Source organism: Microvirga sp. P4_A5, assembly GCF_056402495.1.
Window position 1 is genome coordinate 27,574 of record NZ_JBFUHH010000010.1, and the last position, 13,669, is coordinate 41,242.

Sequence of the window (13,669 nt, forward strand, 5' to 3'; positions counted from 1 at the left end):
GCGATGCACCTTCTCCCGGTCACATCGGTCTCGCTCGACGAGAGCGAAAGCGCGATCGATCTCGATCAGGCGCCGGGAGATATCGTGGCGCTGTCCTTCACCGACAGCGACCTCAGCGCGCTCGCCGCGGCGTATCGCCGGGATGAGGTGGCGCTTCCAAGCCTTCGCCTCGCCAGCCTGAAGCGGCTCCGGCACCCGCTCTCGGTGGATCTCTATGCGGAGAAGACGGCGGCGCGCGCGAAGTTCGTGCTCGTGCGCTGCCTCGGCGGCCTCGATTACTGGCGCTATGGACTGGAGCGCCTCCGCGACGTGTGCGGCGAAGCGGGGGTGAAGCTCGCCGTGCTGCCGGGCGACGACAGGCCGGATGAGCGGCTTGCTGCGTTCTCCACGGTTCCGCCGGCGTTGGTGGAAGAACTCGACACCTGTTTTCGCGCCGGCGGCGTCGACAATATGCGCGCGCTTCTGCGGCGCATCGCGCGTGAGATCGGCGAACCTGTCGAAGCCGCGGCGGCTCATCCCTTGCCGCGCGCTTTCGCGTGGTCGCCGCATGAAGGCGCGATAGATCTTTCGGCCGCGGCGTTGGGAGCGCCTGAAGAGCCGCTCGCCTGGCTGATCGTCTATCGCTCGGCGATCCTCGCCGCTGATACGCAAGCGATCGATGCTTTCCGGAAAAGCCTTCAGGATCGCGGATTATCGGTGCTGGTGCTCGCCGTGCCGAGCCTGAAGGACGCGGAGGCGGTGGCGCTGCTGCGCGAGGGCCTGGCAATGCGCGCCCCCGACATCATCGTCACCACCACGGCCTTCTCCGCGCGCGAGGATGAACGTTTCGTTCTCGACGCGGCCGATTGCCCGGTTCTCCAGATCATCGCCGCGAGCTCGACGCGCGAGGCGTGGCTTGCCTCCGCGCGCGGTCTTTCGGCCGCCGACATGACGATGCAGATCGTGCTGCCGGAATTCGACGGCCGCATCGCCATCGGGCCGATCGCCTTCAAGGACGAGGGGGTGCCCGATCCTGTCCTTGGCGATACCGGGCGCCGGCAGATCCCCGATCCGGACGGGATCGCTCTTGCGGCAGATCAGGTCCGCGCCTGGGTCGATCTCCGCCGCACCCCGACGAACCAACGCCACCTCGCGCTGATCCTGTCCGACTATCCGGCCCGGGGCGGCCGCGCCGGGTTCGCGGTCGGCCTCGATACGCCTGCGAGCGTCGGCACCATCCTCGATTGCCTGGCGGGTGCCGGTTACGATGCCGGCCGGTCCTTCGATGTCGAGGACATCATGCCGGCGCTGACCGGCGGCGCCGCATCCTTCGCAACTCCGTTGAGCCGCTACGAGGCCTGGCTCTCGACCCTGTCGGCAACGCTGCGCAGCGCCATCGAGGATTCCTGGGGCGCACCGGAAGCCGATCCTCTGCTGGTCGACGGGGCGTTCCGTTTCCGCGGCCTCAGGGCGGGCAAGGTGCTGCTGGCGCTGCAGCCGGATCGCGGCCGAGGGGCCGATCGCAAGGCCTTCTACCACGACCCCGACGCGCCCCCGACCCACGCCTATCTGGCGTTCTATCTCGGTCTCAGGGAGAGCGCGGACGCACTCATCCATCTCGGCACGCACGGAACCACCGAATGGCTCCCCGGCAAGGCGGTGGCGCTGTCCCGGGAATGCGCGCCCCGGCTCACGATGGGCGCGCTGCCGGTGATCTATCCCTTCATCGTCGACGATCCGGGCGAAGCGGCGCCCGCCAAGCGACGGCTGGGCGCAATCACCGTCGGCCACATGACGCCTGCGGTCGCCAGCGCCGACCTGACGGACGACATGGCGGTGATCCGCGAGCTCGTCGAGGAATATTCCTCCGCGCAGATCCTCGACCCGCGCCGCGCCGGTCTGGTCGCCCGCGAGATCATGGATCGTGCGGAAGCCGGCGGCCTTTTTGAAAATGTCGGCGTCGATGCCGACACTCCCATCGACGAAGCGCTGACCCTGCTCGATGCGCATCTCTGCGACCTCGGCGAGGTCGTGATCCGCGACGGGCTGCATGTCTTCGGCGAAGGCTCCGGCGAGTTGCATGCCTGCGGCGTCGGAGAGCGGGAGGGATTGCTGCGGGCACTCGATGGCCGCTTCGTCGCGCCCGGCCCGGCCGGGTCGCCGTCGCGGGGACGACGCGACGTGATGCCGACCGGCCGCAACCTCGCAACCCTCGACCCCCGGGCCATCCCGACCCGCGCCGCCGCGGCATTGGGCGCGCGCGCGGCAGCGGAGGTCATCCGCCGCCATCTGCAGGAGGAAGGCGATTATCCGCGCCGGATCGTGATGGATCTCTGGGCCTCGCCGACCCTGCGCTCCGGTGGCGAGGACATGGCGCACGCCATGGTTCTGATGGGCGTCCGTCCCCGCTGGGACACGGCCTCGACCCGCGTCACCGGCTTCGACATCATCCCGGCGCCCCTCCTCGACCATCCACGCATCGACGTGACCCTGCGTATTTCCGGCGTCTTTCGCGACACCTTTCCGGACCAGATCGTGCTTCTCGACCGTGCCGCCCGCGCCGTGGCCGAACTCGACGAGGAGGATTCATGGAACGCGCTCGCGGCCGCGCGCCGCCGGGGCGAACCGCTGACGCGGGTGTTCGGCGCCGCGCCGGGGCGCTTCGGCGCCGGTGTCGCGGGCGAGGCTTTGGACGGCGATTGGGACAGCCGCGACGATCTCGCCAAGGCTTATCTGGCGCGCACCTCCCATGCGTTCGGCCAGGATGAGAACGGGCGCGCCGATCCATCCTTCTCGCAAAGGATCGCCGAGGCCGACGCGTTCGTTCACGTGACGGACGTGGCCGAGCGCGATCTTCTCGACGGGGACTCGAACGGCGATTCGATCGGCGGATTCGCGGCAGCGGCGCGGCTGCTGGGAGGAAATCCGTCGCTCTACAGCCTCGACACCAGTCGCGGCGAAGCACCGAAATCCCGCACTTTGCGCGAGGACATCGCCCGGCTCGTTCATGGCCGCCTCGTCAATCGACGCTGGATGGAAGGTCAGTTGCGCCACGGCTGGCGGGGCGCGGCGGAACTCGCCCAGGGCGTCGATGCGCTGTTCGTCTTCGCCGCCACCACGGACGCGGTGACCAACGGGGCCTTCGACGCCCTCTACAACGCCTATCTGGCCGACGAGGCGCTTTATGCCCGTCTTCACGCCGCCAATCCCGAGGCCGCCCGCGCCATCGTGGCCCGGCTCACGGAAGCGCGCCGGCGCGGCCTTTGGGCAAGCCGCCGCAACTCCGTCGATGCCCGTCTCGACCTCCTGCGCGAAGGTGCGTCTTGAGCGCGCCGACGGACATGCGACGGGGCTGGTGTCCCGATATGCTGCGCCCGATGCCGACGGCGGACGGCCTGCTGGTCCGCATCCATCCGCGCTGCTCGGTTCTGACGGACTCGCAGGCGCGGACCATCGCGGAGGGCGCGCGCCTTTTTGGCAACGGCCTTCTCGATCTGTCGTCGCGGGGCAACATCCAGATTCGCGGCGTGACGCCCGACTCGCATCCGCCGCTCGTCGATCGTCTCGTCGCGGCGGGGTTGCTGGACGGGGTGCGGAGCCAGAGCCCGTTTCGCCTCACCACGATTTCGCCGCTCGCCGGAATCGACCGGCGCGACCGGATCGACGCGGCGGCGCTCGCGCAGTGCATCGAGGCGATTGCCCGAGACTCGCGAGGCCTTCACCCCAAACTGTCGATCGTGGTGGATGGCGGCGGGGCGATTTCCCTCGACGCCATCGGCGCGGATATCCGCCTTGTGGCTTTGGACGCAACCCGCATTGCGCTGGGCTTGGCGAGACTCACGGAGACCCGTTGGGCCGGGGTGCAGACTCTCCCGGATGTTCCGGCGACGATCGACCTGCTGCTGCGCGCGGTCGCGGCGGCCGGCGCGTTCGCAGGCCTGCGTGTGCGGGAGATCGGAGACGACGGATTGGCGCAGCTTCTCGGCGCTCTCCGGCTCCCGCCACCGGAAGCCCCTCCCGATCGCCTTCAAGCGCCACATGCGGGCTGCGTCTTAACCGACTCGCATCTCTCGGTTTTTGTCATCCCGCCCTATGGGCGCTGCACGTTCGAGGGGCTTGGCCGGGTCGCGGACTGGAGTGAGGAATACGGCAGCGGCGAGATTCGCCTGTCGCCTTTCCGGGCGCTGGCAATCCCCTGCGTGAACGCCTCAGGCGAGGCCAGCCTCGCGGCGCTCGCGAGGGAAACCGGCTTCATCGTGGACCCGGGCGATCCGCGCCTCGCCGTCAGCACCTGCGCCGGCATGCAGGGTTGCGGCAGGGGTTCGACCCTCACCCATGCKGATTCCGACCGGCTCGCCGCCGCGCTGCCAGTGGGCGTTTCGCTCCACGTTTCGGGCTGCCGGAAGGGCTGCGCCCATCCCGCGCCGGCCGACCTCACGCTCGTGGGCGATGAAGGCTCGTATCAGGTTGTGCTCGGCGGGAGCGCGCGCGATAAGCCCCTCGTCCGCGCTGGCCTCGACGACATCGTCGACAAGCTGGCGCGCGTTTCGGACGGGAAGGATCTCATGCGGGTTTTCGAGGCAGGACGGCCATGAGCGCGGCCTTCGACTATGTGCGCGAAGGAGCCGAGATCTATCGGCGCTCCTTCGCGATGATCCGGTCCGAGGCCGATCTGGCGCGTTTCAGCGGAGTCGAGGAACGTCTCGTCGTTCGCATGATCCATGCCTGCGGCATGACGGATTTGCCGAAGGACGTCGAACTGTCCGGCGACTTCGCCGAGGCCGCGGTCGCGGCCCTTCGCGGCGGCGCGCCGATCCTGTGCGACAGCAAGATGGTGGCGAACGGCATCACCCGAGCGCGCCTGCCGGCGGGCAACGAAGTGATCTGCACGCTCGACGATCCGCGCGTTCCCACCCTTGCCCGCGACCTCGGCAATACCCGCAGCGCCGCCGCCATGGAGTTGTGGCGCGAGCGGCTCGCAGGCTCCATCGTTGTGTTCGGAAACGCCCCTACGGCTTTGTTCCGCTTGCTCGAAATGGTGCGCGAAGGCGCGCCACTGCCCGCGGCCGTGATCGGCATCCCGGTCGGCTTCGTCGGCGCGGTCGAGTCCAAACAGGCTCTGGCCGCACAATCCGATCTTCCCTTCGTGGTGGTCCACGGCCGGCGCGGCGGCTCGGCCATGGCGGCAGCGGCGGTGAATGCCCTGGCGAGCGCAGACGAATGACAGCGGGAGCAGCAAAAGCCGGTCATCTCTATGGCGTCGGCCTTGGGCCGGGCGATCCGGATTACATGACGATCCGCGCGCTGAAAATCCTGGAGAGCGCCGACCTGCTCGTGCACTTCTGCAGGAAGGGCAAGCGCGGCAACGGACGGACCATCGCCGACGCGGTCATGGCGCCGGATGCCGCCCGCGAGATCGCGCTGGTCTACCCCGTGACCACCGAGATCGACGCGCGCGACCCGGCCTACGGTTCCGCCATCACGCCGTTCTACGAAGAGGCCGCCGAACGGCTGGCGCGGGAGCTGGAAGCCGGCCGCTCGCTCGCGGTTCTGTGCGAGGGCGACCCGTTCTTCTACGGCTCGTTCATGCATCTCTGGCGCCGTCTCGCGCCCCGTTTTCCCACCGAAGTCGTGCCCGGCGTCACCGGCATGTCCGGAAGCTGGACGCGCGMGGGCGTTCCCATCACCTGGGGCGACGACGTGCTGACGATCTGTCCCGCGACCCTCGACCACGAGACGCTCGTCGCGCGCTTTCGCGCCACCGACGCCGCCGTCATCATGAAGCTCGGGCGACACCTTCCGAAAGTCCGGGAGGCTCTGCAAGCGGCGGGCCTGCACGAGCGCGCCGTCTATGTGGAGCGCGGGACGATGGCAGACGAATTCATCTGTCCGCTCACGGAAAAGACCGACGACGCCGCGCCCTATTTCGCGCTGATCCTCGTGCCCGGTCAGGGGCGACGCCTGTGAGCGCCGTCGGCTCCCTCGTGATCGTGGGCCTCGGCCCCGGCACCGCCGAATGGCTCACGCCCGCGGCCTCCGACGCACTCGCCCGCGCCACCGACCTCGTCGGCTACGGCCCGTATCTCGACCGCGCACCGGCGCATGCCCACCAGCGGCGACACGCCTCCGACAACCGGGTCGAGGTGGAGCGCGCCGCGATGGCGCTCGATCTTGCCGTCGAAGGCAAACATGTGGCCGTGGTTTCCGGGGGAGATCCCGGGATCTTCGCCATGGCGGCGGCGGTCTTCGAGGCGCTCGATGGCGGCAGGCCGGAATGGCGGAACATTCCGATCACGGTGGAGCCCGGCATCACCGCGATGCTGGCGGCAGCCGCGCGTCTCGGCGCACCACTCGGCGGCGATTTCTGCGCCATGTCCCTGTCGGACAATCTCAAGCCCTGGGAGGTGATCGTGCAGCGGCTGATTGCGGCGCTGAGCGCGGATTTCGTCATCTCCCTCTACAACCCGATCTCGTCGGCGCGCCCCTGGCAACTGGGCGAAGCCCTGAGTCTTGCAGGCACGATCCGGGCGGGCGAAACGCCCGTGATCTTCGCCCGCGCGGTGGGGCGCCCGAACGAATTCTTGACCGTCACGAACCTCGATCGGGCGGGAGACGTCAAAGCCGACATGTCGACGCTCGTCATGATCGGCGCCAGCACCACGAGGCTGATCGCACGGGGCAGTGAGCGGCCTTACGTCTACACGCCGCGTTTCTATGGAGGCGGGCGATGACCGGCGAGCCACACGAGGGCCTCGTCGACGCTCCCCACCGACGCGACGTCCGGACTCTCGGGCCTAGCGATCATCACGACCGGAAGACCGAGCCGTCGCGCCGCCGCGATCTTGGCGTAAGTGGCGGGTCCGCCGGAATTCTTCGACACGACAATTTCGATGCGGTGTTGGCGCAGGAGACCCACCTCCGCTTCCTCGTCGAAGGGGCCCCTCGCCTCGATCGCCGTCACATGCGGTACCGGCAAGGCGTCGCCGACCGGCTCGATCGTGCGAACCAGATAATGGTGCTGCGGGGCGGTCGCGAAGGCTGCGATCTCAATACGGCCGATGGTCAGGAAGATCCGGCGGGACCTCTCGCCCAGCGCGCCGACGGCCTCGCTCATATCCGCGACCTCGATCCATCGGTCGCCTTCCATTTTCGACCATGCCGGACGATGCAGGGCGACGATCGGGATACCCAGTTCATCGCAGGCGCGCGCGGCGTTGCGCGAGATCATCGCCGCGAACGGATGGGTGGCGTCGATCACGCAATCGGTCCGGTTTTCGACGAGCCACGTCTTCAGGCCCGCGACGCCGCCGAAGCCGCCGACCCGCATGGGTACGGACGCGGCGAGCGGTTGCCGCGTCCGGCCCGCGAGCGACAGCATCACGTCGGTATCGGCCAAACCCGCCAACCGGTTGGCCAGAGCGGCGGCGTCCGCGGTGCCGCCGAGAATGAGAATGCGCATGTGTGCCTTGTCCCCTAACAGCGCCCCGGAGTCGAGGGAGGCGCAGCCCTGGCTCGCCATCGTGGGGATCGGCGAGGACGGCCGCGCGGGGCTGTCGGCGGCGGCGGTCGCGGCGGTCGAGAACGCGGATCTGGTGGTCGGCGGCGCGCGTCACCTTGCGCTGGCCGGACCGCTGACGGCCGAGACCGCGCTCTGGTCTCATCCGATCGGCGACACCTATCGCCTCATCGTGGCCCAGCGCCCCCGGCGCGTCTGCGTGCTCGCGACGGGAGATCCTTTTCATTACGGGGTCGGAGCCGAGTTGGCGAAGCTCGTCCCGCCGCAGGAGATGGCCTGCTTTCCGCAGCCCTCGGCCTTCAGCCTCGCGGCCGCGCGGCTCGGGTGGTCCCTCCCCGATTGCGCCTGCATCAGCCTTCACGGGCGTGCGCTGGAACGGGTCATCCCGCACCTCCAGCCGGGGGCCCGCATCCTGGCGCTGTCGTGGGATGGCACGACGCCGGAGAGGCTGGCAGCGTTGCTGTGCGAGCGCGGCTTCGGCGCGTCGCACCTCACGGTTCTTTCCGCCATGGGCGGCCCGCGCGAAACCATCCGGCACGCCGCCGCCGAGGCGTTCGATCTGCGCGACGTCGATCCGCTCAATCTCGTGGCTATCACTGTCACTGCCGCGCCCGATGCCCGCATCGTGACGCTTTCTCCCGGCCTCGACGATGGCTGGTTCGAGAATGACGGGCAATTGACGAAGGCTGATGTGCGGGCCGTCACCCTCGCGGCACTGGCGCCACGCGCCGGCGAGCTGTTGTGGGATGTGGGCGCGGGCGCCGGCTCGATCGCCATCGAATGGATGCTGCGCCATGCCCGCAACCGCGCCATCGCGGTGGAGACGCATCCCGACCGCGCCGCCCGCATCCTGAGGAACGCCCGCCATCTCGGCGTCCCCGAGATCGACATCGTGACCGGCGAGGCACCCGGGGCGTTGCACGATCTGGCCCGGCCGGATGCCATCTTCATCGGCGGCGGCGGCGCGCGCGAGGGCGTGTTCGAGGCCTGCTGGGCGGCCCTGAAACCCGGCGGACGGCTCGTCGCCAATGCGGTGACGCTGGAAACCGAACGGGCGATTCTCGGCTGGCATGCCGCGCATGGCGGTTCGCTCAAGCGCATCGCCCTGTCGCATCTCGAACCGGTCGGCTCCCTGCAGGGCTGGYGCCCGGCCATGCCCATCACCCAATGGTCGGCGGTGAAACGATGATCGTCGCGGGGATCGGCATGCGGGCGGGAGCCTCGGGGCAAGAGATCGTCGACCTGGTCCGCCGCGCGATGGCGGACGCGGCGGTCGCGCGGCTTGATGGCCTCGCCACGCTCGAAGCACGGGCGCGCGAACCGGGCTTCACAGACGCCGCCGCTCGCCTCGGCCTGCCGGGAATTCCGGTGTCGCGGCTATCCCTTCGCGCGAAGGCCGCGAGCGTTCGCACCCATTCGGCTCGCGTCGAGGCGCTCCACGGAGTGGGCTCCGTCGCCGAGGCCTCGGCGCTCGCCGCCGCCGGCGGCAATGCCCGCCTGCTGCTGCCCCGCATCGCCTCCGCCGCGGTCACCTGCGCTCTTGCCGAGGGAGGCCTGCCATGACGGTCCATTTCATCGGCGCAGGTCCGGGCGCAGCCGATCTCGTGACGGTCCGGGGCCGCGATCTCATCGCGCGTTGCCCGGTCTGTCTCTACGCAGGTTCGATCATTCCGCCCGAGATGCTGTCGTGGTGTCCGCCCGGCGCCCGCATCGTCGATACCGCGCCCCTCGATCTCAATCGGATCGTCGAAGAACTCGTCCGCGCGCATGAAGCCGGACAGGACGTGGCGCGGCTTCAATCGGGCGATCTCTCGATCYGGAGCGCCGTCGGTGAGCAGCTCCGCCGCCTCGACGCCCTCGACATCCCCTATACGCTGACCCCCGGCGTGCCGGCCTTCGCGGCCGCTGCCGCCGCCCTCGGTCGCGAGCTGACGCTCCCCGAGGTCGCCCAGTCGGTCGTCCTGACACGCACCTCGGGCCGGGCGTCCGCCATGCCCGAGACCGAAAAGCTCGCGGCCTTCGCGGCGACGCGGGCGACGCTCGCCATTCACCTGTCGATCCATGTCATCGACAAGGTGGTGGCGGAACTGCTCCCCACCTATGGCGTCGATTGCCCGGCGGCGGTGGTCTGGCGCGCGTCCTGGCCCGACGAACGGGTGTTGCGGTCGACCTTGGGCGAGATCGCCGCGCTGGTCCGGACGGCCGGATTGGAGCGCACCGCGCTGATTCTCGTGGGTCCTGCCCTCGGCACCGGGTCCTTCGGCGAAAGCGCGCTCTATTCGGCGGGTTACGATCGCCGCTTCCGGCCGGGGGGAGCGCGCTCATGAGGACCGATCCGAGGTTTGCAGCAGGCCGCGTTTCGGTCATACCGTTTCGGACTATCCCACCCGGCCCTGAGGACATATCGACGTGAGCCTGACGCATCTCTCGCCTACGTTTGATCGGGGCACCGTCTGGCTCGTCGGTGCGGGGCCCGGCGATCCCGGCCTGCTGACCCTTCACGCCCTGAACGCACTGGCGGGCGCCGACTTGATCGTCCACGACGCGCTGGTCGATCCGCGCATTCTCGCGCTTGCCCGTCCCGACGCGACGCTCGAACATGCGGGCAAGCGCGGCGGCCGCGCCTCCGTCGCCCAATCCGACATCACCGACCGGCTGATCGCGCTGGCGAAGGCCGGCCACCGGGTGGTGCGTTTGAAGGGTGGAGACCCGTTCATCTTCGGTCGCGGCGGCGAAGAGGCCTTGGCGCTGAGCGAAGCCGGCATCCATTTCCGGATCATTCCCGGCGTGTCGAGCGGGCTTGCGTCGCTTGCGATCCACGGTATTCCTGCAACGACCCGGGACACCAACCACGCCGTCATCCTCGCCACCGGCCACTGCGCCGAGGGTCACGAGAGCGATTGGGCGGCCCTGGCCCGCGCCAATGTCCCCATCGTCCTCTACATGGGGGTCACCAATATCGCCGCCATCGTGTCGGACCTGATCGCGGGCGGGCTCGATGCCGGAACGCCGGTCCTCGTCGTGTGCTCGGCCACCACGTCGGACGAGGAGGTGCTGGACGCCAAGCTCGGCGATCTGCCACGCCTCGCGCTGGAAGGTTCGCTGCGCTCTCCCGCCATCCTGGTCATCGGCGCGATCGCGGCGTTCCGATCCCAGATCCAGCACCATCTTCTGCGCCTGCGCTCGGAAGCGGCGGCGTGACGGGGCTTGCCCCGGGCCTGCTGGTCGCCGCGCCGCGGTCCGGCTCCGGCAAGACGACCGTCACGCTCGGCCTTCAGCGGGCGCTGCGGCGTCGCGGCCTGCGCGTGCGGGGCGCCAAGTGCGGCCCCGACTATATCGACCCCGCCTTTCACGCGGCCGCCACCGGCGAGTTGAGCCTCAACCTCGACAGCTTCGCCATGGACGACACGCTGCTCCATGCCCTCGCCCAGCGCAGCGCCACGGGTGCGGATCTCGTCATCGCCGAGGGTTCCATGGGCCTCTTCGACGGCATCGAGGGCGAGACGGGCCGCACCGGCGCCAGCGCCGATGTGGCGGCCCGTTTCGGCTGGCCGGTGCTTCTCGTGCTCGATGTGTCGGGGCAGGCGCAATCCGCCGCCGCCATCGCGCTCGGATGCGCCCGCTACGATCCGCGCATCTCCATCATGGGCGTCATTCTCAACCAGGTGGCGAGCGACCGCCATCGCCGGCTCGTCGAGGATGGCATCAACCGGATCGGGCTTCCGGTTCTGGGCGCGCTGTCGCGGGATTCCACGATCAGCCTTCCGGAGCGTCACCTTGGATTGGTGCAAGCGGGCGAAACCGCGGATCTCGACAGGCGGCTCGACGATCTCGCAGACAGGATCGAGAAGGCGGTGGATCTCGACCGGATCGTCGCCATGGCCGCCACCACGATACGGCCGATGGCGGGGCCATGCCCGGCGCTTCCGCCCCCGGGCCAGCGCATCGCGCTCGCACGGGACGAGGCGTTCTCGTTCGTCTATCCGCATATCCTGCACGGATGGCGCGAGGCCGGCGCGGAGATCGTGCCGTTCTCACCGCTCGCGGACGAAAAGCCGCCGGCGGATTGCGATTCCTGCTGGCTTCCGGGCGGCTATCCCGAACTTCATGCCGCACGCCTTGCCGCCGTGGGCCGTTTCCTCGAGGGATTGCGCGCGTTCGGGGAAAGCCGGCCCATCCATGGCGAGTGCGGCGGCTACATGGTGCTGGGGCAAAGCCTGGAGGATGGCGGCGGCGTCACCCACCCGATGTCGGGTCTCCTGCCGGTTGCAACCAGCTACAAGCGGCGCAAGCTCCACCTCGGCTATCGTGTCGCCACGCTCAGCGAGGACGGCCCCTTGGGCCGCAAGGGCGCGAGGCTGGTCGGCCACGAATTCCACTACGCGTCCATCGTCAGCCAGGATGCGAGCAATCTCGCTCAGGTCACTGACGCGACAGGGGTTTCGCTTGGCCTCGCCGGTCATCGCAACGGTGCCGTCACAGGCACGTTCTTTCACGTTCTCGCCGGCTGAATTTCAGCACGGGCATGAAGAAAACCGGGGCTCGCGAAGGCCCCGGTCGGTGTCACGTGTCGCTGCGTCAGGCAGCCGGCAGGAACCGCGAGCGGATGAAGCCGGCGGCGCCCCCGAGCAGCACCCAGAAGACCAGGCTGACGAGCGACGCCATGACGATGAAGTCATGGGCAAGCGTTTCCGGAACCGCGCTTTCGAAGCTTGCCGGCTTCGGCGCTCCGACCAGATGCGGAACCACGATCAGCGCGATGGCCAGCACGGCCAGCCGCAATGCCCGGGTGAACGCGAGAAGCGCCAACCCGGCAGCGGTCGCGCCGACAGTTGCAACCCACCAGACCTGCCTTGCCGCGAGTTCGGCCGCAGGCATTCCCGGCAGCTCCGGCGGGAGGCCGAGCCCCGGTGCGAGGGTGAAGACCGCAAAGCCCGCCAGCCCCCAGAAGACGCCCTGCCGCCAGCCGGTCATTCCCCCGGCGAACTCGGACGCGGTCACGAGGAGAACCGCGAACCCGATGGCCGTGACGATGTTGGCAAGCGCCRTGAAGGCCGAGCGCTGGAAGCCGTCGGCCGGGGCCCAGGCATCCTCATCGTGCTCGTGCGGATGCGCCGCCGCCCTGGCCTCGCCGCCCGTGTGACCGGCGGCCCCGTGATCGTGCGAGGCTTGCGAAGGCTCCGCCTTCTCGTAGGTCTCCGCCCGCAGGATCAGCGGAACGGTGCCGGCATATTGCATCGCCGTCATGGCGAGGCCGGCAATGAGCCCAGCCAGCGCCGAGACAAAGACGATGTTGCGAAACAGGCTCATGGGCCTTTCCTCAATGGCAGGGGAAGGCGAGCGAATGCCGCACGTCATGCGCCGCGTTGTGCACTGCGCTGACTTGCGAAAGCCCCGCGAAGCCGACGATGAAGAGGCCGAGGAATGCCGCGAAACAGAGCTGGGTCAGCCGCGAGGCCGATGTCGTGCCGGCGGAAAGGGGCAGTGTCGTTTGATGGGTCGTCATGTGGGTCCTTTCGCCCTCCACCCGAGGGCCGATCGAGAGTTTAAGCGCTGTCGGCAGGTTTCCTGGCTCACGGATCGACGCGTCTCCTCTGCCTTCCCAGGACGATCCCAGTGGCAGTATCGAGGAGCGCTCTCCGCCTACAGTTGCGGGGGCAGCCGCGGCTTTGGGCGAAGGCCCGCACCGTGTTCCCTTTTGATCCGACACGACAGGTATAGATGCCAGCACTCGCACCGCCAATCAAAAGATTGGCTCCTGCCCAAGAGGCGAGTGACTAGGCGCCGCTCGGCAGCACGCGCCTGAGGTCGCGGCTGGTGAGGTGAAAGTTGGCGTCGAGGGGAAGGCGTTTCAGCGCCGCCTTGGCTCGCGCCGCTTCGTCAAAAATGGAGCGGTGGTCGAGGAAGAACGTCATGCAGGTCCCGGGCGTCGGTGATGGCCCGACGAGAACGCGGAAGGCAAGCCGGTGCACCACGCATTGGCCCGCATGCCATCCCGGAATGAAGGCCAGCGAGTCGATGTCTTCGCGCCAGACCGCGGTCTCTCCCAAGGTAATCCTCCGCCGCCCTTGACTATCCGCCGCGAGCTATACCTCATCGGGAGGAAATCGACGTACCCGATCGGTCGGGTCGGGCGTTGAACATATCCGCCCACGATCTTTTGGACCCACGATC

14 protein-coding genes and 1 riboswitch are annotated in these 13,669 nt (G+C 68.9%); of the genes, 10 read left to right on the top strand and 4 right to left on the bottom strand.

Translation table 11 applies throughout. From position 1 onward, the window contains the following. Nucleotides 1-3 precede the first annotated feature (3 nt). From cobN to cobJ, 5 genes are read left to right on the top strand one after another with little or no spacing between them, the layout of a single operon-like run. Complete coding sequence (gene cobN / locus AC1DVM_RS05355; RefSeq protein ID WP_477252648.1) at nucleotides 4-3,306, top strand: cobaltochelatase subunit CobN; 3,303 nt, start codon at nucleotides 4-6, stop codon at nucleotides 3,304-3,306. Continuing rightward, nucleotides 3,303-4,574, top strand: a complete 1,272-nt coding sequence (gene cobG / locus AC1DVM_RS05360) for a precorrin-3B synthase (RefSeq protein WP_477252650.1) — start codon at nucleotides 3,303-3,305, stop codon at nucleotides 4,572-4,574. Before cobN ends, cobG begins: the two co-directional genes overlap by 4 nt. Then, nucleotides 4,571-5,203 (top strand): precorrin-8X methylmutase, encoded by a 633-nt coding sequence (locus AC1DVM_RS05365; RefSeq protein WP_477252652.1) that lies wholly within the window; start codon nucleotides 4,571-4,573, stop codon nucleotides 5,201-5,203. The genes cobG and AC1DVM_RS05365 overlap by 4 nt, the downstream gene beginning before the upstream one ends. Continuing rightward, nucleotides 5,200-5,946: a precorrin-2 C(20)-methyltransferase gene (locus AC1DVM_RS05370; RefSeq protein ID WP_477252653.1), complete on the top strand. Its 747-nt coding sequence runs from the start codon at nucleotides 5,200-5,202 to the stop codon at nucleotides 5,944-5,946. Before AC1DVM_RS05365 ends, AC1DVM_RS05370 begins: the two co-directional genes overlap by 4 nt. Next, complete coding sequence (cobJ, locus tag AC1DVM_RS05375; RefSeq protein WP_477252655.1) at nucleotides 5,943-6,710, top strand: precorrin-3B C(17)-methyltransferase; 768 nt, start codon at nucleotides 5,943-5,945, stop codon at nucleotides 6,708-6,710. Before AC1DVM_RS05370 ends, cobJ begins: the two co-directional genes overlap by 4 nt. On the opposite strand, the gene AC1DVM_RS05380 is transcribed toward cobJ, so the two are convergent. Beyond that, a complete protein-coding gene (locus AC1DVM_RS05380; RefSeq protein WP_477252656.1) occupies nucleotides 6,692-7,438 on the bottom strand; it encodes a cobalt-precorrin-6A reductase in 747 nt (248 codons plus the stop codon). The genes cobJ and AC1DVM_RS05380 overlap by 19 nt on opposite strands. Here AC1DVM_RS05380 and cbiE point away from each other — a divergent pair. From cbiE to AC1DVM_RS05405, 5 genes are all read left to right on the top strand, one after another. Further along, the gene (gene cbiE, locus AC1DVM_RS05385; protein WP_477252657.1) at nucleotides 7,437-8,684 is read left to right on the top strand and encodes a precorrin-6y C5,15-methyltransferase (decarboxylating) subunit CbiE; all 1,248 of its coding nucleotides are present in this window, start codon (nucleotides 7,437-7,439) and stop codon (nucleotides 8,682-8,684) included. The genes AC1DVM_RS05380 and cbiE overlap by 2 nt on opposite strands. Beyond that, on the top strand, nucleotides 8,681-9,058 hold the full coding sequence (locus tag AC1DVM_RS05390) for a cobalamin biosynthesis protein (RefSeq protein WP_477252658.1): 378 nt from the start codon (nucleotides 8,681-8,683) through the stop codon (nucleotides 9,056-9,058). Before cbiE ends, AC1DVM_RS05390 begins: the two co-directional genes overlap by 4 nt. Continuing rightward, nucleotides 9,055-9,822, top strand: a complete 768-nt coding sequence (gene cobM / locus AC1DVM_RS05395; RefSeq protein ID WP_477252660.1) for a precorrin-4 C(11)-methyltransferase — start codon at nucleotides 9,055-9,057, stop codon at nucleotides 9,820-9,822. The genes AC1DVM_RS05390 and cobM overlap by 4 nt, the downstream gene beginning before the upstream one ends. An 82-nt stretch (nucleotides 9,823-9,904) precedes the next feature. After that, a complete protein-coding gene (cobA, locus tag AC1DVM_RS05400; protein ID WP_477252661.1) occupies nucleotides 9,905-10,696 on the top strand; it encodes a uroporphyrinogen-III C-methyltransferase in 792 nt (263 codons plus the stop codon). After that, complete coding sequence (locus tag AC1DVM_RS05405) at nucleotides 10,693-12,006, top strand: cobyrinate a,c-diamide synthase (RefSeq protein WP_477252663.1); 1,314 nt, start codon at nucleotides 10,693-10,695, stop codon at nucleotides 12,004-12,006. The genes cobA and AC1DVM_RS05405 overlap by 4 nt, the downstream gene beginning before the upstream one ends. 67 nt (nucleotides 12,007-12,073) lie before the next feature. On the opposite strand, the gene AC1DVM_RS05410 is transcribed toward AC1DVM_RS05405, so the two are convergent. The 3 genes from AC1DVM_RS05410 to AC1DVM_RS05420 form a co-directional block, all read right to left on the bottom strand. Continuing rightward, nucleotides 12,074-12,805 (bottom strand): CbtA family protein, encoded by a 732-nt coding sequence (locus AC1DVM_RS05410; RefSeq protein WP_477252665.1) that lies wholly within the window; start codon nucleotides 12,803-12,805, stop codon nucleotides 12,074-12,076. A gap of 10 nt (nucleotides 12,806-12,815) precedes the next feature. Further along, nucleotides 12,816-13,001, bottom strand: coding sequence for a CbtB domain-containing protein (locus AC1DVM_RS05415; protein ID WP_477252667.1), 186 nt, complete (start codon nucleotides 12,999-13,001; stop codon nucleotides 12,816-12,818). Nucleotides 13,002-13,036: 35 nt separating this feature from the next. After that, a riboswitch (cobalamin riboswitch) is annotated at nucleotides 13,037-13,245 on the bottom strand. A 27-nt stretch (nucleotides 13,246-13,272) separates the two neighbouring features. Beyond that, nucleotides 13,273-13,545, bottom strand: coding sequence for a hypothetical protein (locus tag AC1DVM_RS05420; protein WP_477252668.1), 273 nt, complete (start codon nucleotides 13,543-13,545; stop codon nucleotides 13,273-13,275). Between the last annotated feature and the right edge of the window lie 124 nt (nucleotides 13,546-13,669).

Coding starts and splice junctions, on each gene's coding strand:
- cobN (WP_477252648.1), top strand. CDS start 4: ATGCACCTTCTCCCGGTCACATCGGTCTCGCTCGACGAGAGCGAAAGC.
- AC1DVM_RS05365 (WP_477252652.1), top strand. CDS start 4,571: ATGAGCGCGGCCTTCGACTATGTGCGCGAAGGAGCCGAGATCTATCGG.
- AC1DVM_RS05380 (WP_477252656.1), bottom strand. CDS start 7,438: ATGCGCATTCTCATTCTCGGCGGCACCGCGGACGCCGCCGCTCTGGCC.
- AC1DVM_RS05390 (WP_477252658.1), top strand. CDS start 8,681: ATGATCGTCGCGGGGATCGGCATGCGGGCGGGAGCCTCGGGGCAAGAG.
- AC1DVM_RS05415 (WP_477252667.1), bottom strand. CDS start 13,001: ATGACGACCCATCAAACGACACTGCCCCTTTCCGCCGGCACGACATCG.